Below are 24,041 nucleotides of genomic sequence, written 5' to 3'. Positions count from 1 at the left end.
GCTGACAAATCCCATGGGGATTGCTATAATGGGGTCGTTTGAGAATCGCTGTGTATCCAAAATGCTCCGGCGCGCGGCCGGGGGAAGCCAGCCACACCGCCCCAAGACAATCGGGGGCAGAATTTACGGACAAGGAGTCTATCGCTATGTTTGTGAAAGATGTTGTTGTAGAAAACCAGGTCGGTCTGCACGCCCGCCCGGCCACCTTCTTTATTCAGAAGGCCAACGAGTTCAAGTCCTCCATCTGGGTCGAGAAAGACGAGCGCCGGGTCAACGCCAAGAGCCTGTTGGGCGTCCTCTCCCTGGGGATCGTGGGGGACACCGCCATCCGCATCCTGGCCGACGGCAGCGACGAGCAGCAGGCCGTAGAGGCCCTGGTGGCCCTGGTGGAGTCTGGCTTTAAAGAGTAGGCATTTGGGATATGCGATCGGGCGCCGCCGGGCCTTTCCGGCTGCGCCTTTTTTGCGTCTTTGCAGAGCGGGAGGAGGAGCGCCATGACACTGGAACAGCTGCGGCAGAAATCCCACCAGCTGCCCCTGGAGCCAGGGGTCTACATCATGAAGGACAAGACCGGCCAGGTCATCTACGTGGGCAAGGCCAAAAAGCTGAAAAACCGGGTTTCCAGCTACTTCATGGCGGTGGAGAGCCACCTGCCCAAGGTCTATCAGATGGTGCTGCACGTCAACGACTTTGACTTCATCGTCACCCAGAGCGAGTTCGAGGCCCTGGTGCTAGAGTGCAGCCTCATCAAGCAGTACAGCCCCAAGTACAACATCCTCTTAAAGGACGACAAGGGCTACCACTACATCAAAATCACCCCCGGCGACTGGCCCGACATCCAGGCCGCCAAGCAGAAAATCGACGACGGCAGCACCTATATCGGCCCCTACACCAGCTCCTTCATCGTCACCCAGAGCGTGGAGCTGGCCAAAAAGGCCTTTCTGCTTCCCAGCTGCAAAAAGCGCTTCCCCCAGGACATCGGGCGGGAGCGGCCCTGCCTCAACTACCACATCAAGCAGTGCTGCGGGGTCTGCACCGGCAAGATCAGCCAGGCCCAGTACCGGGAGATGGTGGACCGGGCCATCGCCTACATCACCACCGGGGCCGACAAGATCATCAAGGACCTGCAGTCCGAAATGCAGCGCTACAGCGAGAACCTGGAATTTGAGAAGGCCGCCGCCGTGCGGGACCAACTGCAGTCGCTGCAGCGGCTGGGTGAGCGGCAGAAGGTGGTCTTTGAGAGCAAGGTGGACATGGATGCCATCGCCCTGGCCAAGGGGGAGGGGAAGGTCTGCGTGGTGGTCCTCAAGTTCCGCCAGGGCCGCCTCTCGGACAAGGACGAGTACCTCTTAAAGGACGACGGCGCCCCCGCCGACATCCTCAACGAATTTGTGGCCCGCTACTACACCACCCGCGCCGACCTGCCCAAAGAGGTGCTGCTGGAACTGGAGCTGCCCGACCGCCCCCTCATCGAACAGCTGTTGAGCGAGCGGCGGGGGAGCAAGGCCGAACTGCTGATCCCCCAGCGGGGGGAGAAGCTGCGGCTGGTGAAGATGGCCTATGACAACGCGGTCACCGGCATCTCCTACCGCAGCCGCCGCCCGGCGCGGGAGATCGCCGCTCTGGACGAGCTGGCCAAGCTGCTGGGGCTGGAAGAACCCCCCGCCTACATCGAGAGTTATGACATCTCCAACCTGGGGGAAAGCTACAAGGTGTGTGGGATGGTGGTCTTTAAAGACGGCCGCCCCTACCGCCGTGCCTACAAGCGCTTTAAGATCCAGTCGGTGGTGGGGCAGGACGACTACTCCTCCATGAAAGAGGCCCTCACCCGCCGGCTGACCCGGCTGAAAAACGGCGACGCCGACGAGGGCTTTGCCACCACCCCCGACCTGATCCTCCTCGACGGCGGCAAGGGGCACGTCTCGGCCATCCGCCCCCTGGTGGCCCAGATGGGGCTGCAAATCCCGGTGTTCGGGATGGTCAAGGACCAGAAGCACCGCACCCGGGCCATCGCCCTGGACGGCTCGGAGGTGGCCCTCTCCTCCTTCAAAGCGGCCTTCAAGCTGGTCACCACCATTCAAGACGAGGTGCACCGCTACGCCATCTCCTACCAGCGCAAGCTGCACAAGAATTCATCCCTCAAGTCGGAACTGACCAACATCCCCGGGGTGGGGGAGAAGCGGGCCAAGCAGCTTCTGGGGGCCTTTCAGTCGCTGGAGGAGATCTCCCTGGCGCCGGTGCAGGTGCTGATGGACCGGGGCAAACTGCCCAAGAGCGCCGCCCTGGCCGTCTACAACTACTTCAATGGGAAGTAGTGCCAGCCCCTGCAAAGGCTGTCGAAAAAACTTGACAACCCCTTTCCCATTCGGGATAATATGAACAGTAACAGGAGAGAGCGGACGGCCGGGCGCGCCCGAACCGCCCGCACGAGGAATCTGCCATGAGAGTCATTACCGGAACAGCCCGGGGCGTCAAGCTGGAGACGGTCCCTGGGCAGGATGTCCGCCCCACCGCCGACCGGGTGAAGGAGGGGCTGTTCAGCGCCATCCACTTTGAACTGCCCGGCCGCACCGCCCTCGACCTCTTTGCCGGCTCCGGCCAGCTGGGGATCGAGGCCCTCAGCCGGGGGGCCAGTCTCTGCGTCTTTGTCGACCAGGACCGCCGCAGCCAGGAGGTGATCAAGCGCAACGTCCAGGCCGCCAAGGTGGCCGAGCGGGCCCGCGTTCTGCAGGCCGACGCCCTGTCCTACCTGGCCCGCTGCCGGGAGCGCTTTGACTTTGTCTTTGTCGATCCCCCCTACCGCTGCGGCCAGTACGGCGAGATCCTCACCGCCCTGGCGCCGGTGCTGGCCCCCGGCGGCAAAGTGCTGGTGGAGGGGGAGCGGGACCTGCCCTTGGAGGAGAGCTACGGCCTCCTTCAAAGGCAAAAGAGCTACCGCTACGGCAAGACGGTCGTCTCCCTCTACCAAAAGGGGGAGGAGTAGATGCGCACCGCCCTCTGCCCCGGCAGTTTCGACCCCATCACCAAGGGCCATCTGGACATCATCCTGCGGGCCTCCCGCCTCTTTGACCGGGTGGTGGTGCTGGTCTCGGTCAACCCCGACAAGCGCACCGCCTTTTCGGTGGCGGAGCGGGTGGAGCTGATTCGGGCAGTCACCGGCGATCTGGCGAATGTCGAGGTGGACGCCTACGAGGGACTTTTGGTGAACTACGCCCGCCAGGTGGGGGCCACCGCCTCCGTTCGCGGCCTGCGGGCCGTCAGCGACTTTGAGTACGAATTTCAGATGGCCCTGGCCAACAAAAAGCTCAACCCCCAGCTGGAGACCATCTTCCTCAACACCAATTCCAAGTACATGTACCTCAGTTCCAGCCTGGTCAAGCAGATCGCGGCCTTTGGCGGCGACATCGACGACTTTGTCCCCCAGGCGATCATTGAGCCCATCAAACAGCGGTTGAGTAAAGGAGTGTCAAAATGAACATCGACGAGATTTTGGATTTGCTGGACGAGGCCCTGGAGGACGCCTGGACCCTGCCCCTCTCCGGCGGCCGCCGGGTGGTGGACATTGAGAAGATGCGGGAGTTGACCGACGACATCCGCCTCAACCTGCCGGCCGAGGTGCGCCAGGCCAAGGCCATTGTCAACGACCGGGCCGAGATCATCACCACCGCCAAGAAGGAGGCGGCCTCCATTGTCAAAAAGGCCGAGGACAAGGCCCGCGCCATCGTCAACCAGGACGACCTGACCAAAGCCGCCCAGCAGAAGGCGGCCGAGATCATCAGCCAGGCCCAGATGCAGGCCCGGGAGATGCGGCAGGCCGCCACCGAGTTTGCCGACAACCTGATGAAGAGCACCGAGCAGTTTTTGGTGGCCTCGATGGAAGAGGTCAAGGAGACCCGCGCCAAGCTGCGGGGCCGAAAGAAATAGCCCCTGTTTTGTCTGCGTTCGCGCCGCGGAGAGCCAACCGGCTCCCCGCGGTGTTTTTTTGTGGGCTGCGCGGCCTGCCGAGACGGCGGGGGCTGGTGTTGCTGCACAGGGGCCGCCCCGCCGGTTTCAACTTTTTTGCCGCGCCCAAGAGGGGGAGGGGCTGCGCCGCCCGGCAACCAGCCCCCCACTTCTCCCCACCGGAAAAGGAGGGAGGAAAGGACTGGAAAAGAGCGCATAAAAAAGAAGAACCACCCTGTTGTTTTTGTGAAAAACAGCCTGAAAAAACAGCAATTCAGGAAACAATTGGAAATGTAAACATTCCAAAAAAACGAGCCCGGCCCTTGATTTTTGAGGGGACGGGCCCTATAATAGGTTCAAGTGGTGAAAAGTGGTGGAAAAAGGCACGAAACACCACAAAGGGGGTGAGGAGATGCTCATCGGGGAGTACAGCCACAACATCGATCCCAAGGGGCGGATGATCTTTCCGGCCCGGCTGCGGGACGATTTGGGGGTGCGCTTTGTGGTGACCAAGAGCCTGGGCGACGCCTGCCTGGCGGCCTATTCCTATGAAGAGTGGAACCTCCTCGCCGAAAAGATCAAGGGCCTGCCCATGTCCAAAGCGCGGCCCTTCCAGCGCATCCTCTTTGCGGGTGCGGTGGAGTGCGAACCGGACAAGCAGGGGCGAATCCTCCTCCCTGCGGCCCTGCGGGAATACGCCGGGCTGGAAAAGGACGTGGTGGTGGTCGGCGCCTCCAACCACGCCGAGATTTGGGACAGGTCCCGCTGGGACGAGGAGTGCGCCAAACTCGACTCGGACGACATCGCCGGGATCATGGACGAGCTGGGCTTCTAGCCCGCGGAGGGGGGGAGAGCCGGTGGAATTTTCCCACAAACCGGTGCTGCTGGGGGAGTGCCTGGAAAACCTGGCCATCAACCCCGCCGGCATCTATCTGGACGGCACGGCCGGCGGGGCCGGCCACTCGCAGGAGATCGCCAAGCGGCTCACGACCGGCCGGCTCATCGCCCTGGACAAAGACCCCGACGCGGTCAAGACCGCCAGCGCGCGGCTGGCCCCCTACCCCTGCGCCCAGGTGGTGCAGGAGGACTTCAAAAACGCCGCCCCCGCCCTGGACGAACTGGGCGTCAGGACCATCGACGGCGCCCTGCTGGACCTGGGGGTCTCCTCCCACCAGCTGGACACCCCCGAGCGGGGGTTTTCCTACCGGGTGGACGCCCCGCTGGACATGCGGATGAGCCAGTCTGGCCTCTCGGCCTACGACGTGGTCAACGGCTATTCCACTGAAGAACTGACCCGCATCCTCTTCGCCTACGGCGAGGAGAAATACGCCCGGCAGATCGCCCGCAAGATCGAGCGGCTCCGGGAACAGCACCCCATCGAAACCACCGCCCAGCTGGTGGAGGCGGTCAAGTCGGCCCTTCCACCCGCGGTGCGGCGAAAAGAGAAAAACCCTGCCCGGCAGACCTTTCAGGCCATCCGCATCGAGGTCAACGGGGAGTTTGAGAGCCTGGCCGCCGGGATGGAGGCCATCTTTGACCGGCTGGCCCCGGGCGGGCGCTTCTGCGTCATCACCTTCCACTCCCTGGAGGACCGGATGGTGAAGCGCCAGTTTGCCAGTTGGACGGTGGGCTGTACCTGCCCGCCCGACTTTCCCGTCTGCGTCTGCGGCAAGAAGCCGCGGGGCAGGCTGATTTGCAAGAAACCCATCACCGCCACCCCGGAGGAGCTGGCCGAGAACCCGCGCAGCCACAGCGCCAAATTGCGGGTCATCGAAAAGCTGCCGGAGGCGGGCGGGCCGATTCCCACAGAGAGAGGATGAAGTGATCATGCGAAACACCAGCGAGGCGCAGGCCTACGACCTGTCGCTCTTTGAAAACCGGGAGCCCCGGATGCGGGTCATCAAAAATGAGAAGCCCCTGCCCCAGAAAAAGAGCACCCCGGCGGCCAAGATTCTGCTGGCAGCGGTGATCGTCATCCTCGCGGGGATGATGCTCTACTCCCGGGTACAGCTGGTGGAGCTGGGGGACGATCTGCGGGCGGCCAAGACCGAACTGGAGAGCACCCAGAGCGAGACCACCCGGCTGAACATGCAGGTGGAGAGCAAGATGTCCCTCGCCCACGTGGAGGAATACGCCCAGAACACCCTGGGGCTGGTCAAGGTGGACAACCAGCAGGTCGAGTACGTCAGTCTCAACCAGGAGAACAAGGTCTATGTGGCCAAAAACGACTCTCCGGCCAAGGGCATTCTGGGGACCATCGGCAGCAAAATAAAGGAATACCTGGGCCTTTAATCCAATAGGAATGAGTTGAGAGGGTTGAGAGAAAATCTTGACCCTTTTTTTGGCAAAGGGGGCAGAGAGCTGCATTATGAAACCGACGAAAAAGATGCACATGCGGGTCTATATCATCCTCTTTTTGGTGGTGGTTATCGGCTTTGGCGCCGTGTTCGGCAGCCTGGTGAACATACAGATTTTCAAGGGGAGGGAATACCGCGACCTGGCCAGTGAACAGCAGCTGCGCGATACGGTCATCAACCCCACCCGGGGCGACATCACCGACCGCAACGGCAACGTTCTGGCCACCTCCAACACGGTGTGGAACGTCATCCTCTCCCCCAACGACATCGAAGACGACGCCCAGAGGGAACTGATCGCCTCCGGGCTCTCTGCCATTTTGGAGGTCGACAAGGACGAGATTCTCGAGAAGAGCCACAAGAGCAACTTCCGCGAGTACCTCAAGAAAAAGGTGGACAAAGAGACCGTCGACAAGGTGCTCCAATTTGCCAGCGAGAACAAGATCGGCGCCATCTACACCGCCGAGGACACCAAGCGCTACTACCCCTACGGCAATTTCTGCTCCACCGTGCTGGGCTTTGTCGGCAGCGACAACCAGGGCCTGGCCGGGGTCGAGAGCTACTACGACAAATACCTCACCGGCACCCCCGGGCGGGTGGTTTCGGCCAAGAACGCCCGCGGCACCGAGATGGATTTTGAGTACGAAAAGATCTACGACGCGGTGCAGGGCAACACGGTGGTCCTCACCATCGACGAGGTCATTCAGCACTATCTGGAGAAATACCTCCAAGAGGCGGTGGACGAACACCATGCCTCCGAGCGGGGCGGCGGCATTGTCATGAACGTCAAGACCGGCGAGATTCTCGCTATGTCCACCAAGCCCGACTTTGACCCCAACGAGCCGATGGAGCTCTACGACCCGGCCGCCCAGGAGCGGGTGGCCAATTTGGAGGGGGACGAACTCAAGACCGCCCTCGCCAACGAGCGCTCCCGCCAGTGGCGCAACAAGGTCCTCAACGACCTCTACGAGCCCGGCTCGGTCTTCAAGCCCATCACCGCCTCCGCCGCCCTCGAGGAGGGGGTGGTGAGCCAGGACAGCAGCTTTTACTGTCCGGGCTACTACATGGTCGCCGGGCGGATGATCAAGTGCGCCAGCTACGCCAAGGGCGGCCACGGGCAGCAAAACTTCATGGAGATCATGAAAAACTCCTGCAACCCCGGCTTTATGATGACCGCCGAAAAGCTGGGGGCGGAGAAGTTCGCCACCTACTTTAAGGCTTTCGGCTTCACCGAAAAGACCGGCATCGACCTGCCCGGCGAGGCGCAGAGCATCTACCACGAGACCTTCAGCGCCGTGGACCTGGCCTCCAGCTCCTTTGGCCAGACCAACTCGGTGACCCCGCTGCAGATGGCCACCGCCATGTGCGCCGTGGTCAACGGCGGGCACCTCTACCAGCCCCACGTGGTCAAGCAGATTCAGGACAAAGACGGCAACGTGGTGAAAAATTACGAGCCCACCGAGGTGCGCCAGGTCATCAGCGAGTCCACCTCCAAGCAGATCGCCGAGATCATGGAGCACGTCATCGCCGACCCCAACGCCTCGGGCAAAAACGCCTATGTCAAGGGCTTTCGCATCGGCGGCAAGTCCGGCACCTCCCAGAAGCTGAGTTCCGGGCAGGAGTCGTCCTACGTGGCCTCCTTCCTGGCCTTTGCCCCGGTGGACGATCCCCAGATCCTGGTGTTGATGTTCCTGGACGAGGCCCACTCTTACAGCATCTACGGCTCCTCGCTGGTGGCGCCGTCGGTGGGCAAGCTGATGGCGGACATTCTGCCCTACATCGGCATTGACCCCCAGTACGAGGAGGGGGACGCCGCGGCCATGGTGTCGGCCCCCAAGGTCACCGACAAGGCGGTGGAGACGGCCGAGACCGATCTGCGGGCCAAAGGCTTTAAGTACAACAAGGTCGGCAGCGGTGACACCGTCGTCAAGCAGTACCCGGCGGCGGGCACCGCCATCCCGGCGGGCTCCACCATCACCCTCTACACCGAGGAGGACGCCGAACAGACCATGACCCGGGTGCCAAACCTGGTGGGGATGTCGGCCTCCACCGTCAACCAGATGGCCACCAACGCCAAGATCAACATCAAGTTTTCCGGCGGCGGCTCGGACAACACCGGCTCGGTCTCGGTGGCCCAGTCGGTGGCCGAGGGGGAGGAAGTGCCCATCGGCACGGTGGTCACGGTGGAGTTGCGGGATAAGACCGTCAGCGACGACACCGCCGGCTAGCCCATCCCCCCAAAAATTGCATTGGCGGGCAAAATGGAGTATACTGTTTACTTTTAGAGAGGCTTTTCGCCCCCAAAGGGCGGAGAGGTGATCGGACCCGGAAATCCAAAACGGTTGGAGGCAGTAGCGCAATGGTTTTAGCAGAGCTTTTACAGGCGGCGGGGCTGCCCGCCCCGGCCGCTGCCGGCGGCGCCCAGGTGGCGTCGGTGGTGTCCAACTCCCGCAAGGCGGTGGAGGGCAGTGTCTTTTGCTGCATCGTCGGCGGCAGTGCCGACGGCCACGACTTTGCCGCCCAGGCGGTGGAGAAGGGGGCTGTCTGCGTGGTGGCCCAGCGGGACTTGGGGCTGCCCTGCCAGCTGCTGGTGGAGGACACCCGCGCGGCTTACGGCGCCCTCTGCGCGGCCTTCAACGGTTTTCCCGCCGACCGGCTCAAGATGATCGCCGTCACCGGCACCAACGGCAAGACCACCGTCACCACCCTCATCAAACAGGTGCTGGAGTACACCGGCGCCAAGGTGGGGCTCATCGGCACCATTCAAAATGAGATCGGCGAGGTGAAGCTGCCGGCCAAATTTACCACCCCCGAGCCCGACGACCTGCACGGCCTGCTGGCCAATATGTGCCGGGCGGGGTGCGAGTACGCGGTGATGGAGGCCAGCTCCCAGGCGCTGGACCAAAACCGGCTGGCCGGGGTCACCTTTCAGGTGGGGGCCTTCACCAACCTCTCCCAGGACCACCTGGACTACCACGGTACCCTGGAAAACTACTTTCAGGCCAAGGCAAAGCTCTTCTCCCAGTGCCGGCGGGCAGTCACCAACATCGACTGTCCCTACGGCCGCCGTGTCCCCCAGCTGACCGGCATCCCGGTGCTGACCTGCTCGGCCCAGGGGGAGGCCGATTTGATGGCCAGCGGCATCTGCCAGCGGGCCGACGGGGTCTCCTTCACCCTCTGCTACCGGGGGGAGAGCTGCCCGGTGGACATCAAGATGCCCGGCCTCTTTTCAGTCTACAACGTCTTGAGCGTGGCCGGGGTCTGCCTCTCCCTGGGGCTGCCCCTCGCGGTGGTGGCCAAGGGCCTCTGCCACTGCCAGGGGGTCTACGGCCGGGCGGAGGTGCTCTACAGCGGCGATTTCACCGTCATCTGCGACTTTGCCCACACCCCCGACGCCCTGCAAAACCTGCTGGAGACCATCAAGCCCTTTGTCAAGCGGCGGCTGATCGTCCTCTTCGGCTGCGCGGGCAAGCGCGATCGCACCAAGCGCCCCAAAATGGCAAACACCGTGGCCGACTTTGCCGACTTGATGGTCATCTCCTCGGACAATCCCCGGGACGAGGACCCCTATGTGATTTTGGAGGACACCGTCGCCGGGGTGCGGGACCGGGGCGTCCCCTACCACCTGGAGGTGGACCGCTACTACGCCATCCGCTGGGCCGTTGACGAGGCCGGGCCGGGGGACGTGGTGGTCCTCTGCGGGAAGGGGCACGAAAACTACCAGGCCATTGACACCTGCACTGTCTACTTCGACGAGCACGAGATCGTCAAGCGGGCTCTGGAAGAGAGGAGGGAGCGCCCGTGAAACCACTGCGCTTACAGGCGATCGCCGAGGCCATCGGCGCGTCCTACACCGGGGAGCTGACGGTCTCCGGCGTCAGCAGCGACACCCGCGCCATCGGGGAGGGGAGCCTCTTCGTGGCCATCCGGGGGGAGCGCTTTGACGGCCACGCCTTTGTGGCCCAAGCCTTTGAGAAGGGGGCGGCGGCTGCCGTCCTCTCCGACCCGGCCTTTGCCGTGGAGGGCAGGCCCTGCCTGGTCTGCCCCAACACCCTGGACGCCATGATCCAGATCGGCGGGCTCTACCGCTCGCTGTTTTCAGAGGTGCGCTGCGTGGGGGTCACCGGCAGCGTGGGCAAGACCACCACCAAGGAGATGCTCTACGCCGCCCTCTCCCCCTTTGGCAAGACCCTCAAGACCGAGGGCAACCAGAACAACGAGATCGGGATGCCCCGCACCCTCTTTCAGCTGACGGACGACACCCGGCTGGCGGTCATCGAGATGGGGATGAGCGGCTTTGGCGAGATCGAGCCCATGACCCGGGCGGTGCGCCCCGAGGTGGCGGTGCTCACCAACATCGGCGTTTCCCACCTGGAGAAGCTGGGCACCCGGGAGAACATCCTCGCCGAGAAGCTGAGCATCACCCGGGGGCTGCAGGGGGTGCGCACCCTGGTCCTCAACGAGGACAACGACCTGCTCTCCACCGTGGAGCGGGCCGACGGCGCCCGGCGGATCATCCGCATCTCCCTGTGCGACCGGGACGCCGACATCTGGGCCGACGCCCTCTCTTCCGACAGCGATTGCACCCATTTTGTGGTACACTATGCCGATGGAGCGGCCTACCCCGCGCGCATTCCCTGCCTGGGGAAACACAACGTCTACGACGCCCTGCTGGCCCTGGGGGCGGCCGAGGCCTTTGGCCTTGACCGGGCGACGGCGGTGGCGGGGTTGCAGGCCTACCAGACCGCCGGCATGCGCCAGCGGGTGAAAAGGCTGGCGGGCATCACCGTCATTGAGGACTGCTACAACGCCAGCCCCGACTCGATGCGGGCCAGCCTCGCCCTGCTGGGGCAGAATTTCGGCGGCGCCCGCAAGGCCGCCGTCCTGGCCGACATGCTGGAGCTGGGCGCGCGCTCTGCCCAGATGCACCGGCAGGTGGGCAGGGACGCAGCGGCCGAGGGGATCGACGCCCTGTTTTGCTACGGGGAGCAGGCCCGACTGATCGCCGAAGGGGCGAGGGAGGCCGGCTGCAAGGAAGTTTTTTCCTTTGATGAAAAAGACCAGCTGGCCGAAGCGCTCTGCCGCTGGCTGGCCCCCGGGGACTGCATTTTGGTCAAGGGCAGCCGGGGGATGAAGCTGGAAGAGGTGCTGGAGATCGTCTACGGGGCGATGGAGTGACCTCGCTTTGGAATAGAAGCCGGAAAAAACGGGCAAAAAGAGAGGAGAAGGCGGCGCCCTGGGCGCTGCCGGGAGGGAAGCAATGAGTCAATTACCAGTGGTATTGGCGGCGGTGTCCGCCTTTGTCATCACCGCCGTCACCGGGTATTTTTTGATCCCCTTTTTAAAGCGGCTGCACTACGGCCAGACCATCAAGGAGATCGGCCCCACCTGGCACAAGGACAAGGGCGGCACCCCCACCATGGGGGGGATCATGTTCATCATCGGCATTGTGGTGGCCACCGCCCTGGGGGCCTGCACCCTGTTTTGGGGGGATAAGACCGCCCTGCAGACGGTGGGCGCCCAGCAGTGGAGCCGGCTGGTCTACGGCATTTTGATGGCCCTGGCCTTTGGGTTTGTCGGCTTTTTAGACGACTACATCTCGGTGGTGAAAAAGCGCAACATGGGCCTGCGGGCGCGGGAGAAGTTCCTGCTGCAGCTGCTCATCGGCGCGGTCTATTTGATGGCCCTCTACTTCTCCGGCAGCCGCTCCACCGCCCTGCGCATCCCCTTCCTCGGCGCGGTGGAACTGGGCTGGCTCTACTGGCCGGTGGCCCTGTTCATCATTGTGGGCACGGTCAACGCCGTCAACCTCACCGACGGCATCGACGGCCTCTCGGGATCGGTGACCTTTGTGGTGGCCCTGGGCTTTTTGGTCCTCTCGGGGATTTTGGGCTACGCCGGGTTCACCCTGCTGGCCGCGGCGGTGGCCGGCGGCTGCATCGGCTACCTGCTCTACAACTTCCACCCCGCCAAGGTCTTTATGGGGGACACCGGCTCCCTCTTTTTGGGGGGGATCGTGGTGGCCATGGCCTTTGGCATCGGGCTGCCGGTGGTGCTGGTCTTCACCGGGATCGTCTACATCTGTGAGACCCTCTCGGACATCATCCAGATCGGCTGCTACAAACTGACCCACAAGCGGGTCTTCAAGATGGCCCCCATCCACCACCACTTCGAGATGAGCGGTTGGAGCGAGGTCAAAATCGTGACGGTCTTTTCCCTGGTGGCCCTGGCCGGCTGCGTGCTGGCGGTCTTCTGGGTGTTGGGGATGTGAGAAACAGGCGAACGGTGTGAACGGCGGCCCTGCCCGCCGGTGTGAGAAATGGGGTGATCGCGGGTGAAAAAGCGGAACCGGGAGCTGCGCAAGCAAATTCGCGAGGAGCGGGGGGGCGGCGGCCAGGCCGTCCGCAAATCCGGCCAGATGGACACCACCTTTTTGGTGCTGGTGCTGGTGCTGGTGGTCTTCGGGCTGGTGATGCTCTTCTCCGCCAGCTACGCCTTTGCCTACTACAACTACGGCAACTCCTTTCACTTCATCATCCGCCAGGGCATCTTCGCCGTGGGCGGGGTCACCATGATGTTGGCCGTCTCCAAGATCGACTACCACATCTACGAGAAGTTCAGCTATATCCTCATCGGCCTCTCGGTGGCGCTTTTGATCGTGGTGCTCTTTATGGAACCCCACAACAACGCCCGCCGCTGGATCAATCTGGGCTTCACCACCTTTCAGCCTTCCGAGGTGGCCAAGTTCGCCGTCATCGTCCTCTTTGCCCATCTGATCAACGTCAACTACAAGCGGCTGCAGACCTTTCGCTACGGGGTGCTGCCCTTCATGGCGGTTCTGGCGGTCATCTGCGGGCTGATGGTGCTGGAGCCCCACCTGTCGGGCACCATCCTCATCGTCACCATTGGCTTTACCATGATGTTTGTCGGCGGCACCGGCACCAAGTGGTTTGTCATGGGCGGGGTGGCCATCGTTGGCGCCCTGGCCTTCCTCCTCCTCTTCACCCCGCTGCTGGAGCACGCCATCCCCCGGCTGGAGATGTGGCAAAACCCCTTTATCGACAAGCAGGGCGACGGCTGGCAGACGGTGCAATCCCTGCTGGCCATCGGCTCGGGCGGGGTGTTTGGGCTGGGGCTGGGCAACTCCCGCCAGAAGCACCTCTACGTGCCCGAACCCCACAACGACTTCATCTTCTCCATCCTCTGTGAGGAGCTGGGGCTGGTGGGGGGGCTGATCGTCATCATCCTCTTCATCCTCCTGGTGGTGCGGGGCTTTGCCATCGCCATGAAGGCCAAGGACAAATTCGGCAGCATGCTGGCGCTGGGTCTGACCTTCCAGGTGGGGCTGCAGGCGCTGCTGAACATCGCCGTGGTCACCAACACCGTGCCCAACACCGGCATCTCCCTGCCCTTCTTCAGCTACGGGGGCACCTCGCTGCTGATGCTGTTGGGGGAGATGGGGATCGTCCTCTCGGTCTCCCGGCACGCCAACATCGAGAAAAAATAGCCGTTTGCCGCGAAAGGGGCGGCGGGTCCCGCTGTCCGGGGTCCGCCCCGCGCCTTTCGCGCTTTGGCTTTTTCAAAGGCCCCCGGCCGGGGGCCGCCAGAGACCCCGCCCGCCCCATCCGGGTCCGGGCGGCAGAAAGTGGGGAAGAACAGTATGCGCATACTCTTAGCGGGCGGCGGCACCGCCGGGCACATCAACCCGGCCATCGCCATTGCCAACACCGTCAAAAAGCATCACCCCGACGCCGAGATCGCCTTTGTGGGCAACAAGGGCTCAATGGAGGAGCGGCTGGTGGGCCGGGAGGGCTACCCCCTCTACACCATGAAGGTGTTGGGCTTCCGGCGCTCCTTTTCGCCGGGGAACATCGCCCACAACCTGCAGGCCCTGGGCTGCCTGGCGGCCTCGCCGGGGCGCTGCAAAAAAATCCTCCGGGACTTTGCCCCCGACTTGGTGGTGGGCACCGGCGGCTATGTGGCCGGCCCCATCCTGCAGGCGGCGGCCAAACAGGGGATCAAGACCGCCATCCACGAGCAAAACGCCTTTCCCGGCATCACCAACAAGCTGTTGGCCAAAGAGGTGGACAAGGTCCTGCTGGCGGTGCCCGAGGCCCAGCGGTTTTTACAGCCCAAGGGGGACTGCGTGGTCACCGGCAACCCCATCCGGGAGAGCGTGTTGTTGGCCATGCCAAAGGAGAGCCGGGCCCACTACCAGCTGGAGGGGAAGATCTGCATCCTCTCCTTCGGCGGCAGTCTGGGAGCCCGCCCCCTCAACGAGGTGGTGGCCGACCTGATGGCCTACACCCAGAAGCACTGCCCGAACGTCTGCCACATCCACGCCTACGGCGGCAATGGGCGGGACGCCTTTGTCGCCCGGCTGCGGGCGGGCGGGGTCGAACTGCCCCGGCCGGGGCTGGACTGCCGGGAGTACATAGAGGACATGGACCGCTGCCTGGCGGCGGCGGACATTGTCATCTCCCGGGCAGGGGCCATCACCCTTTCGGAGATCGAGGCGGCGGGGAAGGCGGCCATCCTCATCCCCTCCCCCTACGTGGCCGAAAACCACCAGTTCAAAAACGCCCAGGTGCTGGAGCGGGCGGGAGCCGCCGCCATCATCGAGGAGAAGGACCTGACCGGCCCGGCCCTCATCGCAAAGGTGCGCTCCCTCATCGAGCACCCCGAGACCATCGAGGCCTGGGGCAAAGCCAGCAGCAAGCTGGCCATTGTCGACGCAAACGAGCGCATCTACCGGGAGCTGGCGGAACTGCTGGCCCGTTGACCCCCTTCTACCACCCGCCGTTTTTGCCCCGCTTTTTGCGAAAATAGCCCGCCCAAGCGGCGAAATCACACAAAATCCACCCCGGGCATACCCTGGTGCATACCCCCTGCAAGAGGGGGACAGCACTTGCGGAAAGGGATGGTTTTGTGGCGATGTACCGATTGGAAGGGGGACGTCCCCTGCGGGGGGAACTGGCCGTTCAGGGGTCGAAAAACAGCTGTCTGCCCATCTTGGCGGCGGCCCTTTTGGTGGGGGGAAAGGTGGTTCTCCGCCGCTGCCCCGACCTGGCGGACACCCGCAGCATGGCGGCGATCCTCGAGTATCTGGGCTGTCGGGTCCTGCGCTCAGGGGATGAGTGGGAGGTGGACGCCTCCTGCGCCATCTACCGGCCTCTTCCCTCGGCCCTCACCCACTCGCTGCGCTCCTCCTCCATCTTCATGGGGGCGCTGCTGGGCCGCTTTGGCCGGGTGAAGGTCGCCTATCCCGGTGGGTGCGACCTGGGCCGCCGCCCGCTGGACTACCATCTCACCGGTTTTGAGCGGCTGGGGGCAGTCTGCCGGGCAAACGGCTCCATCGAAATCGAGGGGCCGCGGTTGACAGGGGCGGCGATCACCCTTCCCTTCCCCAGCGTGGGGGCCACCCAAAACCTGCTGCTGGCGGCGGTGAGCGCCCAGGGGGAGACGTTTTTGCGGGGCGCGGCGCGGGAGCCGGAGGTGGTGGACCTGATTCAGTTCCTCACCGCCTGCGGGGCCCAGATCGGGGGGATGGGGACCGGGGAGCTGAAAATCCAGGGGGGCCGTCCCCTTCACGGCTGCGAGTACACAGTGATGGTGGACCGCATCGCCGCCACCACCTACCTCTGCATGGGCGCCCTCTGTGGGGGAGAGATCGCCCTCACCAACACCACTCCCATGACCCTCTACAACATCCTCCCCCTCTTTCAGAAGATGGGGTGCGAACTGGATCTGCGCTACGACCGGGTGGGCCTGCGTTCCACGGGGAGGCTGCGGGGGCTGGGCGGCCTGGTGACCGCCCCCCACCCGGGGCTGCCCACCGACATTCAGCCCCTGTTGACGGCGGTTCTGGCCGCCTCCCAGGGGGAGACCGAAATCCGGGAGACGGTCTTTGAAAACCGCTTTGCCTATCTGCCCCAGCTGCGCAAGCTGGGCGCCGAGGTGGAGCTCAAGAGCCCTCGGCTGGCCCGCATTCCCGGCGGCAGCCGCTACACCGGCGGGCGGGCCGAGGCGGTGGACCTGCGGGGGGGCGCAGCCCTCTGCATCGCCGCCCTGCGGGCGGGGCAGAGCGAGATCGGCGGCATTGAACACATCCTGCGGGGATATGAACAGTTGGACAGAGCCGTCCAGACATTGGGCGGACGGATGGAAAAGGTTTAGCAGATGAAAAAGAAACCAAAAAAGCAGGTCAAAAAACAGGCGCAGCGCCGGGACATCCCGCGCACCCACAACACCGGGTACACCGAAGAGGGCTTTTACCGGGCCGTCGCCATGACCCAGGAGGAGTTGGAGGAGCGGGAGCGGATCAAGCGGACGATCGCCCAAAAGCGGCAGAAGCGGCGCCGCAAAAAGGCGGCGTTCCGCTTTTTCCTGCTGTTTTGCTGCCTGCTGGTGGTGGGGGCGACGGTGGCTGTCTCCATCTTCTTCAAGATCGACACCGTCCGCTTTGAGGGGGAGATCACCGCCTACACCGCCCAGCAGGTCGAGGACGGCTGCCCGGTGAGCATCGGGGAAAACCTCTTTCGCTTCAAAACGGGGGAGGTGCAGGAGGCCCTCTATCGCGCATTCCCCCTCCTGGACGACATCCAGGTGAGCCGCACCCTCCCCACCACCGTGACCATCACCGCCAAGGACGCGATGGCCCGCACCGCCGTCAGGCAGGAGGGGGGCGGCTATATCCTCCTCTCTGAGTCGGGGCGGATCATGGCCAAAAACCAGTCCTCCCTGCCCGAGGGGGTCTACCTCATCGCCGGGGTCAAGGCCAAGCTGGGCGAATTGGGGGAGGTATTGCAGTTTGACGACCCGGACAAGCTCCCCCTGCTGGAGGGCATCCACCAGGCGGTGAGCGCGGTGGGACTGGAGGAGCTGCAGTCGGTGGACCTCAGCGACACCCAAAACATTTCCCTGCGGGTCGGGGAGCACTTCCTGGTCAAGCTGGGGTCGGACTACCAGCTGGAGTACAAATTGCAGCTGGTGCACGAGATCATTGTCCAAAAAGACCTCTCGCCCGAACCCACCATCCTCGACGCCTCGATCCCCGGCAAGGTGACGGCCAAGACCGGGACCGCCGCCGTACAGGCGCTGGAGGCGGCCAACGGCGCATCCGGCGGGGAGGGGACAGCGCCCGATGAGGAGCCGCCCCCCGAGGGCGGGGAGGAGGCCCCCCAAGAGGGGGAAGCCCCCACCCAGCAGCCGGAGGACGCCGGCGAAGGAGGCGGGGGGAACGACCAGTGACAGGGGTGGCAAAAGAGACGAAAACCGGCGGCGAGCAGCCCGGTTTCCTGTGTGAAAGTGTAAAAAACCCTTGCTATTTTTCGTGACATCTGTTAAATTTAAGAGTAGGTAAACATTTTTTTGAAAATGCCGTCACGGCGGAGATGAAAACCCTTTCACCCCGCGCTGTGCCTTGTGATACAAACGATTTAGGGGGACGAAAACAGTGAGCTTTATTCTCGATGACGATTTCGACCAGGTCGCTTCCATCCGCGTCGTTGGCGTGGGCGGCGGCGGCGGCAACGCCGTCAACCGAATGATCAACGACGGGATGAAGGGCGTGGAATTTATCTCTGTCAACACCGACCGCCAGGCGCTTAACCGCTCGGTGGCCACCCAAAAGATTCAGATCGGCGACAAGCTGACCCAGGGCCGCGGCGCCGGCGGTTTCCCCGAAAAGGGGCAGAAGGCGGCCGAGGAGAGCCGCGAGACCATCGCCTCCGCCCTCAAGGGCACCCAGATGGTGTTTATCGCCGCCGGAATGGGCGGCGGCACCGGCACCGGCGCTGCGCCGGTGGTGGCCGAAGTCGCCAAGGAGCAGGGCATCCTCACGGTGGGCATTGTCACCAAGCCCTTCCCCTTTGAGGGCAAGCGGCGGATGGAGCAGGCCGAAGAGGGGATTGCCGCCCTGCGCGAGCACGTCGACTCGCTGGTGGTCATCCCCAACGAGCGCCTCAGCCTCATCTCCGAGACCCCCATCACCCTCATCAACGCCTTTGCGGCGGCGGACAACGTCCTCAAGCAGGGCGTGCAGTCCATCACCGACTTGATCAACGTCCCCGGCCTGGTCAACCTGGACTTCGCCGACGTCACCACCGTCATGAAGGACGCAGGGCTGGCCCACATGGGCGTCGGCCGCGCCAGCGGGAAGGACAAGGCTGTCGACGCGGCGGCCGCCGCCATCTCCAGCCCCCTGCTGGAGACCTCGATCTCCGGGGCCAAGGGGGTCATCATCAACATCACCGCCTCCCCCGACATCAGCCTGGACGAGGTGTCCATCGCCTCCAACGAGATCACCAAGGCAGCCGACCCCAACGCCACCATCATCTGGGGCGCCGCCTTTGATGAGAGCTACCAGGACGAGATGCAGATTACCGTCATCGCCACCGGCTTTGACGAGAAGAACAAGGCCGATTTCGGCATTCCCGACTACACCTTTAAGTCCCGGGACGACTCGATGGAGGAGGACATCGACTCCATCATGAACATCTTCAAAAACAAGGGCAACTGATCGTCGCCCCTGCGAGAGTGGGAACCGGCCCCGGGAGGGAACGGTTCCCTTTTTGCTGCCCGGAGAGGCAATTCGATTGTTTTTTGAGGGCGGGCGTGGTATACTGGCAACATCGAAACCGAGCAGAGGGTGGGTGTCATGGACGGATTGTTTAAGAGCGCGATCGGCGGCTTCCGCAAGGCGGATGTGCTGGCCTATATCGAGCAGCTCAACGCCGAAAACCAGAAGACCAGCAGCGAATTGTTGAGCCGCATCGACGAGCTGGAGGGGGAGACCCACGCCCTGCGGGATGAAAACGCCGCTCTGCGAGAGCGGATTGACAGCCTGGACGGGCTGTTGGGGAAGGAGAAGGAGGGCGCCAAAGAGCTGGGGGAAAAGGTGGTCTTTCTCAACTCCCAGATCAACGCCCAGCGGGACAAGCTCAGCCGCAGCGACCTGGAGATTCACAGCCTTCACTCCGAGAGGGATGAGCTGCAGGAGATGGTGCGCCAGTACCAGGAGAAGATCAAGGGCTATGAGGAGCGCCAGGGTGAAATTTCGAGCGCTCTGGTGGAGGCCAAGCGGATGGCCGCCGACCTGGTGCGCCAGGGCAAACGCCAGGGCCGGGAGGAGCGGGACCGGGCCCTTTCGGAGCTGGAGTCCCTCTCCCGGGAGATGGGGCAGTTGGGGGACCAGGTAGCTGGGCTGAGCGAAACCCTGCGGGCGGCTGCGGCGCAGATGCAGGGAAACCTCCGCCGGATGGAGGACACCGTGGAACTATACCAGCTGCGGTTGGAGGAGATGCGCGGCCAGATCAGCGGCGGCAAGACCCCTGTCGCCCCCTCGCCGCCCCCCAAAGCGGCGCCCCCCGCCCCTCCCAAAGGGGAGGAGCCCCCGCCCCAAAAGGCGGCGCCGGTGCGGCCGGAACCGCCCCTCTGCCAGGAGCGCCCCGTTTTGGTGAGCGCCGGCAGCCAGGCGGGCGGCTTGCTCAAGACCATTGCCAAGCTGTTGGGCGGACGTTGACGGGCAGGTGGGGAATGGCTGTGAGCCCTTTTGAAATTTGTGCTCGTCAAAGCAATCAAATCGTGCGAAAGTGAGATCGCCTCTGAGAGGCGGTCTCTTTTTTTGCGCAAAAGTGTGGCGGCGGCAAATCCTGGGCAGAATAAGGGGGAATGGCCGCCGGACGGCGGCAAAAAGGGCAAAGTGGTGATGAGCGATTGATCCCGATTTTGTTTTTGGGTCCCAGCGGGGACAGAAGGATTCCCCGGGCGGTGGAAAAACTTCTCTTTCGGGGAGAGGCCCTTCTCTGCCGCAGCGGACAGACCGCCGTATTTTCCCGGGAGGGCCGGGTTTACGGCCTGTTCGAGAGCGAGAGCTGGGACGCCCTGCGCTGGCGGCAGAGCCTGGTGGTCGTCAAAGAGGGGGCGAGGGGGGTGCTTTTGCCGCCCAGTGCCCTTGCCGGCGGTTTTGTGGTGCGGCAGGAGGACGCTCCCTGGCTCCACCAGACAGGGAAGGCGCAGGGGCAGGTCATCAGTTGCGGCATGTCCCTGCGGGATACCCTCACCTACTCCAGCTGTCAGGACGGCCAGACGGTGGTGAGTTTGCTGCGGCCTATCCACGGCCCTTTTGGGCGGCTGGCCGATCCCCAGGACCTGCCTCTGCCGCCGGGGATCAGCGGCGGGTACACCCTGTTGGCAGCGGCAGCAGTCGCCCTCTTTCTCGGGCTTCCGCCGTCGGCGGGCTCCTTTTAAAATGCAGAAAAAGACGAGAAAACATTTCCAGCTATAGTGTTGGCGGGCGCGGCCATACTACTATTGCAAACGCAAATAACATCTATTTTTTAAGGAGTGTATGTACCATGTCTAGCAATAAAATTGTTGTTCCCGAAGCTCGCGAAGCGATGGACAAGTTCAAAATGGAAGCCGCCAACGAGGTTGGCGTGAACCTGAAACAGGGCTACAACGGCGATCTGACCTCCAAGCAGGCCGGTTCCGTGGGCGGCCAGATGGTCAAAAAGATGATCGAGGCTTACGAGAACTCCGCGAAGTAACTTCGCCTCTCGCTTTTTTCTCTCGCAGGGAGCGCCCCGCCAATCGGCGGGGCGCTTTTCCCGTTGCAGAAAAGGAAGGCGTGCCCATTTTTCCCGCCTGTTGATCTGCAGAAAAAATGAAAAAGAAATTCAAAAACAGGTTGACTTTTCCCCTTTTTGGGGTATAATAAATACTGCTGGCGCCAAGAAAATATTGGGGTATCGCCAAGCGGTAAGGCAACGGACTCTGACTCCGTCATTCCGAAGGTTCGAATCCTTCTACCCCAGCCAGAAGGTCACATCGAAAGATGTGGCCTTTTTTCTGCTTTTTTCAGTGGCCGACGGGGACCCTCCGCACCTCGGCCGGGGGAAAAGAGGCTTTCCCCCACCTTAAAAGGTCTTTTGTCCTTTGCCCTTTCGCTGGTGATCTGGTATGATAAAAGCAAGATCAAATTGTTTGGAGGCGATCCCTATGACGCGCATTCCCGTACTCATCGACTGCGACCCCGGCGTGGACGACGCCTTTGCCCTGGCCCTCGCCCAGAGTTGCCCCTATTTTGACATCCGGGCCATCACGGCCGTCTATGGCAACATGCCCCTGAAAAAGACCCTTTACAACGCCCGTGCCCTCAATGAGGTGCTGGCCATCGGCGCCCAGGTGGCATCGGGTGCAAAAGAGCCCTTTTTCAAAAAATACGATCGGGGAGACGACTATGTGAGCCCGGTCCACGGCAGCACCGGCATCGCCAGTATCCTTCTGCCGGAGGGCCGCCAGCCCCTGGATGAAGAGGAGGCCTGCGACGTCATCTACCGCGAGGCAGTGCGGGCGGGGGGCGAGCTGCTCCTCTTTGCCGTCGGCCCCCTGACCAACGTGGCCAAGGCCCTGATGCGCTATCCCGACCTGCCGGGCCTCATCTCCCGTTTCTACATCATGGGCGGCGGCATTGAGATGGGCAACCAGAGCCCCTACGCCGAGGCGAACATCTTTAAAGACCCCACAGCTGCCCGCATCTGCTTTGAAAAGCTGCCCACCTATATGGTGGGGCTCAACGCCACCTGTGACGGCGCTCTCAGCGAGGGGGATTTAGATGAGCTCATCGCCGCCTGCGGCGACAGCCCCAAAGCCGCGCTGCTCAAGGAGCTCTTCGCCTATTCTCGCCACAACGCCTTTGTCAAGGGCCAGGATTCCAACATCATCCACGACGCCATCGCCGTGGCCTGGGCAATGGACGATGCCGTCTGCGGCGGGGAAAAGCGCCATGTCTGGGTGCGGGACGACGCGGGAGACCGGGACGGCGAGACGGTGGCGGACCCCGTAGGGACAGCCCCTGCCAATACCTGGGTGGCCATGACCACCGACACCGGGCGCTACAGGGAACTCCTGCTGCAGATGTGCCGGTATTACCGGGAGATGGAGTAGTTTTCCCAATATCTAAAGATTTGCAAAAAAAGTGCTGTCCGACGGGACAGCACTTTTTTAGATAAATTTACTTTAGCAACCCCAGCCGCCTTGCCAGGGTGGCGATGGTGCGGCCCAGGGGGAGCTCGTAGAGCTCTTTTTTGGAGAAGCACCGCAGGGCCAGCACCAGCACAAAATAGCTTCCGGCAGCCAGTAAAATGGCCACCAGGGTACAGACCAGGTTGCTTCCAACCAGCAGGTGCAGCAGGTGGTACCCGCCCCAGGCCGCAACCCCCATGAGGGCGGAGGAGAGGAGAGGGACCAGAAAGATTTTTTTCAGGTTTTGCCGGTGGGGGAGGCGGGCTCGCAAAAACCGCCAGTTGAGCAGGCAGGTGGTCATGGGGAAGGTGATGTTGCCGATGACCAGGGCGTACACCCCCAGGTCGGTGAACCAGAGCAGCCCCAGAATCAGCGCCAGGTGGATGGCAAGGGCAATGGCGGAGTGCTTGACCGGGGTGCGCATAAAGCCCAGGCCCTGCAAAATGGCGCTGGTGATGGTGGAGAGGACATAGAAGACAGCGGCCGACGACCCCACCTCCAATAGGTGTACCGCCAGATCGCGGTAGGTGACCAGGCTGGGAAAGAGCAGGGTGATGATCGGCCGGGCCAGCACCGCCAATCCCACCGCACAGGGCAGGACGATGACCGTATTGAACTTGATGACCGAGTCGGCCTTGCGGCAGACCTCGCGGCGGTCCCCCAGGGTATGGGAGGCGACGATGCTGGGGATGACCGAGGCCGCCATGGCCGAGGCGATGGCCACCGGCACATTGATGAGCAGTACGTACTGGGAGTTGAAGACCCCTTGCAGCGAGCTGACGGCGGTGGCGGCCATCCCCTTGGCCTGCATGATGTTGCCGAAGATCAGGTCATCGGCGGTATTCCCCAGCTGATAGACCGTCTGGCTGAGGATTACCGGGAGGATGGTCAGCAGTAGAATGCGAAAGACCTGGCTGCCGCTCTCCTCTATATCGGTGTGGTCATGGCGAATCTGGCGCATGGCGGTGGGCCGGTAGAGGGCGTAGAATGCGGCCAGCAGCAGCAGGGCGGTGGCGGCGCCGGCCAGGGTGCCCACCGTTCCCCCCGCCGCCCCGCGCGAGGCCGTCTGCGAGAGGCTGGGGCTGGAGGTGACAAAGGCATAGGCGGCCCACACACTCACCACTGCGTTGACGATCTGCTCAAAAATTTGCGAGAGGGCGGTGGGCATCATGGTGCCACGCCCCTGGAAGAAGCCGCGCAGGGTGCCCACCATCGACATGATGAAGGTGGTGATCGCCAACACCTTCAGGGGGGCGGCCAGTCCATCCCTGGCGTAGAGATCTTCCAGCCAGCCGGCGCCGAAATAGAGGACCAGCGAGACGGCGGTACTGGTGGCCAGCCCCAGCAACAGGGTCTTTTGAAAGACGTTGTGGGCATTGCGGTACTGCTTTTGGACGATTCGCTGGCTCACCAGCCGGGAGAGGGCCAGCGGCAGGGCGTAGGACGAGAGGGTGAGGGCGATGTTGTAGATGCCAAAAGCCACTGAATAGATGCCGTTTCCGTCCTCCCCCAGGATGTTGGCCATGGGGATGCGGTAGACCATTCCAATGAGGCGGACCAGGATGCCAGCCACTGCCAGAATGGTCCCCTGTACCAGAAAGTTCTGCTTTTGTTTGGATGCCATGGGCTTCCCCCTCTTTACCGGCGGCCGGGGTCAGGCAGACTGCCCCCTGGAAAAATGCGGTTTGACCGCCAAACATTCCTATCTAGTTTACCACA

General features: G+C 63.1%; 22 protein-coding genes and 1 tRNA gene. 22 read left to right on the top strand and 1 reads right to left on the bottom strand.

Annotated elements, in window-relative coordinates; genetic code table 11:
- The first annotated feature begins 146 nt into the window (after nucleotides 1-146).
- The 22 genes from HJY11_RS06365 to HJY11_RS06260 all read left to right on the top strand — a co-directional run bounded on the left by HJY11_RS06365 (nucleotide 147) and on the right by HJY11_RS06260 (nucleotide 22,244).
- A complete protein-coding gene (locus tag HJY11_RS06365; RefSeq protein ID WP_021661156.1) occupies nucleotides 147-410 on the top strand; it encodes an HPr family phosphocarrier protein in 264 nt (87 codons plus the stop codon).
- 84 nt (nucleotides 411-494) lie between these two features.
- The gene (gene uvrC / locus HJY11_RS06360; protein WP_208075161.1) at nucleotides 495-2,315 is read left to right on the top strand and encodes an excinuclease ABC subunit UvrC; all 1,821 of its coding nucleotides are present in this window, start codon (nucleotides 495-497) and stop codon (nucleotides 2,313-2,315) included.
- Nucleotides 2,316-2,440: 125 nt separating this feature from the next.
- Nucleotides 2,441-2,983 (top strand): 16S rRNA (guanine(966)-N(2))-methyltransferase RsmD, encoded by a 543-nt coding sequence (gene rsmD / locus HJY11_RS06355; protein ID WP_208075160.1) that lies wholly within the window; start codon nucleotides 2,441-2,443, stop codon nucleotides 2,981-2,983.
- Nucleotides 2,984-3,475, top strand: coding sequence for a pantetheine-phosphate adenylyltransferase (gene coaD / locus HJY11_RS06350; RefSeq protein WP_208075159.1), 492 nt, complete (start codon nucleotides 2,984-2,986; stop codon nucleotides 3,473-3,475).
- Nucleotides 3,472-3,924 carry an ATPase gene (locus HJY11_RS06345; RefSeq protein WP_208075158.1) on the top strand — a complete coding sequence of 151 codons (453 nt, stop codon included), beginning with the start codon at nucleotides 3,472-3,474 and terminating at the stop codon, nucleotides 3,922-3,924. The genes coaD and HJY11_RS06345 overlap by 4 nt, the downstream gene beginning before the upstream one ends.
- A gap of 430 nt (nucleotides 3,925-4,354) precedes the next feature.
- Nucleotides 4,355-4,777, top strand: coding sequence for a division/cell wall cluster transcriptional repressor MraZ (mraZ, locus tag HJY11_RS06340; RefSeq protein ID WP_208075157.1), 423 nt, complete (start codon nucleotides 4,355-4,357; stop codon nucleotides 4,775-4,777).
- Nucleotides 4,778-4,799: 22 nt separating this feature from the next.
- Nucleotides 4,800-5,762 (top strand): 16S rRNA (cytosine(1402)-N(4))-methyltransferase RsmH, encoded by a 963-nt coding sequence (gene rsmH, locus HJY11_RS06335; protein ID WP_208075156.1) that lies wholly within the window; start codon nucleotides 4,800-4,802, stop codon nucleotides 5,760-5,762.
- Nucleotides 5,763-5,769: 7 nt separating this feature from the next.
- Nucleotides 5,770-6,234 carry a hypothetical protein gene (locus tag HJY11_RS06330; RefSeq protein ID WP_208075155.1) on the top strand — a complete coding sequence of 155 codons (465 nt, stop codon included), beginning with the start codon at nucleotides 5,770-5,772 and terminating at the stop codon, nucleotides 6,232-6,234.
- A 76-nt stretch (nucleotides 6,235-6,310) separates the two neighbouring features.
- Entirely contained in the window at nucleotides 6,311-8,524 is a 2,214-nt protein-coding gene (locus HJY11_RS06325; RefSeq protein ID WP_208075154.1) for a penicillin-binding transpeptidase domain-containing protein, read from the top strand.
- 131 nt (nucleotides 8,525-8,655) lie between these two features.
- Nucleotides 8,656-10,101, top strand: a complete 1,446-nt coding sequence (locus HJY11_RS06320) for a UDP-N-acetylmuramoyl-L-alanyl-D-glutamate--2,6-diaminopimelate ligase (protein WP_208075153.1) — start codon at nucleotides 8,656-8,658, stop codon at nucleotides 10,099-10,101.
- The gene (locus HJY11_RS06315) at nucleotides 10,098-11,474 is read left to right on the top strand and encodes a UDP-N-acetylmuramoyl-tripeptide--D-alanyl-D-alanine ligase (protein WP_208075152.1); all 1,377 of its coding nucleotides are present in this window, start codon (nucleotides 10,098-10,100) and stop codon (nucleotides 11,472-11,474) included. Before HJY11_RS06320 ends, HJY11_RS06315 begins: the two co-directional genes overlap by 4 nt.
- A gap of 82 nt (nucleotides 11,475-11,556) precedes the next feature.
- Complete coding sequence (mraY, locus tag HJY11_RS06310; RefSeq protein WP_208075151.1) at nucleotides 11,557-12,567, top strand: phospho-N-acetylmuramoyl-pentapeptide-transferase; 1,011 nt, start codon at nucleotides 11,557-11,559, stop codon at nucleotides 12,565-12,567.
- Nucleotides 12,568-12,714: 147 nt separating this feature from the next.
- Entirely contained in the window at nucleotides 12,715-13,803 is a 1,089-nt protein-coding gene (gene ftsW / locus HJY11_RS06305; protein WP_208075252.1) for a putative lipid II flippase FtsW, read from the top strand.
- 153 nt (nucleotides 13,804-13,956) lie between these two features.
- Nucleotides 13,957-15,078 carry an undecaprenyldiphospho-muramoylpentapeptide beta-N-acetylglucosaminyltransferase gene (murG, locus tag HJY11_RS06300; protein WP_208075150.1) on the top strand — a complete coding sequence of 374 codons (1,122 nt, stop codon included), beginning with the start codon at nucleotides 13,957-13,959 and terminating at the stop codon, nucleotides 15,076-15,078.
- 152 nt (nucleotides 15,079-15,230) lie between these two features.
- The gene (locus HJY11_RS06295; protein ID WP_243764285.1) at nucleotides 15,231-16,472 is read left to right on the top strand and encodes a UDP-N-acetylglucosamine 1-carboxyvinyltransferase; all 1,242 of its coding nucleotides are present in this window, start codon (nucleotides 15,231-15,233) and stop codon (nucleotides 16,470-16,472) included.
- A gap of 3 nt (nucleotides 16,473-16,475) precedes the next feature.
- Entirely contained in the window at nucleotides 16,476-17,546 is a 1,071-nt protein-coding gene (locus HJY11_RS06290; protein ID WP_208075148.1) for a cell division protein FtsQ/DivIB, read from the top strand.
- Nucleotides 17,547-17,751: 205 nt separating this feature from the next.
- Nucleotides 17,752-18,816: a cell division protein FtsZ gene (gene ftsZ, locus HJY11_RS06285; RefSeq protein ID WP_021658878.1), complete on the top strand. Its 1,065-nt coding sequence runs from the start codon at nucleotides 17,752-17,754 to the stop codon at nucleotides 18,814-18,816.
- Between the two features lie 138 nt (nucleotides 18,817-18,954).
- Entirely contained in the window at nucleotides 18,955-19,818 is an 864-nt protein-coding gene (locus tag HJY11_RS06280; protein ID WP_208075147.1) for a hypothetical protein, read from the top strand.
- A 248-nt stretch (nucleotides 19,819-20,066) separates the two neighbouring features.
- Nucleotides 20,067-20,546, top strand: a complete 480-nt coding sequence (locus tag HJY11_RS06275; protein ID WP_208075146.1) for a hypothetical protein — start codon at nucleotides 20,067-20,069, stop codon at nucleotides 20,544-20,546.
- Between the two features lie 107 nt (nucleotides 20,547-20,653).
- Nucleotides 20,654-20,845 (top strand): alpha/beta-type small acid-soluble spore protein, encoded by a 192-nt coding sequence (locus HJY11_RS06270; RefSeq protein ID WP_059003892.1) that lies wholly within the window; start codon nucleotides 20,654-20,656, stop codon nucleotides 20,843-20,845.
- 194 nt (nucleotides 20,846-21,039) lie between these two features.
- Nucleotides 21,040-21,115: transfer RNA gene (locus tag HJY11_RS06265), tRNA-Gln, on the top strand.
- A 181-nt stretch (nucleotides 21,116-21,296) separates the two neighbouring features.
- Nucleotides 21,297-22,244, top strand: a complete 948-nt coding sequence (locus HJY11_RS06260; RefSeq protein ID WP_208075145.1) for a nucleoside hydrolase — start codon at nucleotides 21,297-21,299, stop codon at nucleotides 22,242-22,244.
- Nucleotides 22,245-22,311: 67 nt separating this feature from the next.
- On the opposite strand, the gene HJY11_RS06255 is transcribed toward HJY11_RS06260, so the two are convergent.
- Nucleotides 22,312-23,946, bottom strand: a complete 1,635-nt coding sequence (locus HJY11_RS06255) for a putative polysaccharide biosynthesis protein (RefSeq protein ID WP_208075144.1) — start codon at nucleotides 23,944-23,946, stop codon at nucleotides 22,312-22,314.
- Between the last annotated feature and the right edge of the window lie 95 nt (nucleotides 23,947-24,041).

Origin of the sequence: Bittarella massiliensis (ex Durand et al. 2017) (assembly GCF_017566145.1) — a bacterium.
Classification (GTDB): domain Bacteria; phylum Bacillota; class Clostridia; order Oscillospirales; family Ruminococcaceae; genus Bittarella; species Bittarella massiliensis_A.
This window is presented reverse-complemented; position numbering and strand designations above follow the sequence as displayed.

Coding starts and splice junctions, on each gene's coding strand:
- HJY11_RS06365 (WP_021661156.1), top strand. CDS start 147: ATGTTTGTGAAAGATGTTGTTGTAGAAAACCAGGTCGGTCTGCACGCC.
- uvrC (WP_208075161.1), top strand. CDS start 495: ATGACACTGGAACAGCTGCGGCAGAAATCCCACCAGCTGCCCCTGGAG.
- rsmD (WP_208075160.1), top strand. CDS start 2,441: ATGAGAGTCATTACCGGAACAGCCCGGGGCGTCAAGCTGGAGACGGTC.
- coaD (WP_208075159.1), top strand. CDS start 2,984: ATGCGCACCGCCCTCTGCCCCGGCAGTTTCGACCCCATCACCAAGGGC.
- HJY11_RS06345 (WP_208075158.1), top strand. CDS start 3,472: ATGAACATCGACGAGATTTTGGATTTGCTGGACGAGGCCCTGGAGGAC.
- mraZ (WP_208075157.1), top strand. CDS start 4,355: ATGCTCATCGGGGAGTACAGCCACAACATCGATCCCAAGGGGCGGATG.
- HJY11_RS06330 (WP_208075155.1), top strand. CDS start 5,770: ATGCGAAACACCAGCGAGGCGCAGGCCTACGACCTGTCGCTCTTTGAA.
- HJY11_RS06325 (WP_208075154.1), top strand. CDS start 6,311: ATGAAACCGACGAAAAAGATGCACATGCGGGTCTATATCATCCTCTTT.
- HJY11_RS06320 (WP_208075153.1), top strand. CDS start 8,656: ATGGTTTTAGCAGAGCTTTTACAGGCGGCGGGGCTGCCCGCCCCGGCC.
- mraY (WP_208075151.1), top strand. CDS start 11,557: ATGAGTCAATTACCAGTGGTATTGGCGGCGGTGTCCGCCTTTGTCATC.
- ftsW (WP_208075252.1), top strand. CDS start 12,715: ATGGACACCACCTTTTTGGTGCTGGTGCTGGTGCTGGTGGTCTTCGGG.
- murG (WP_208075150.1), top strand. CDS start 13,957: ATGCGCATACTCTTAGCGGGCGGCGGCACCGCCGGGCACATCAACCCG.
- HJY11_RS06295 (WP_243764285.1), top strand. CDS start 15,231: ATGTACCGATTGGAAGGGGGACGTCCCCTGCGGGGGGAACTGGCCGTT.
- HJY11_RS06290 (WP_208075148.1), top strand. CDS start 16,476: ATGAAAAAGAAACCAAAAAAGCAGGTCAAAAAACAGGCGCAGCGCCGG.
- HJY11_RS06280 (WP_208075147.1), top strand. CDS start 18,955: ATGGACGGATTGTTTAAGAGCGCGATCGGCGGCTTCCGCAAGGCGGAT.
- HJY11_RS06270 (WP_059003892.1), top strand. CDS start 20,654: ATGTCTAGCAATAAAATTGTTGTTCCCGAAGCTCGCGAAGCGATGGAC.
- HJY11_RS06260 (WP_208075145.1), top strand. CDS start 21,297: ATGACGCGCATTCCCGTACTCATCGACTGCGACCCCGGCGTGGACGAC.
- HJY11_RS06255 (WP_208075144.1), bottom strand. CDS start 23,946: ATGGCATCCAAACAAAAGCAGAACTTTCTGGTACAGGGGACCATTCTG.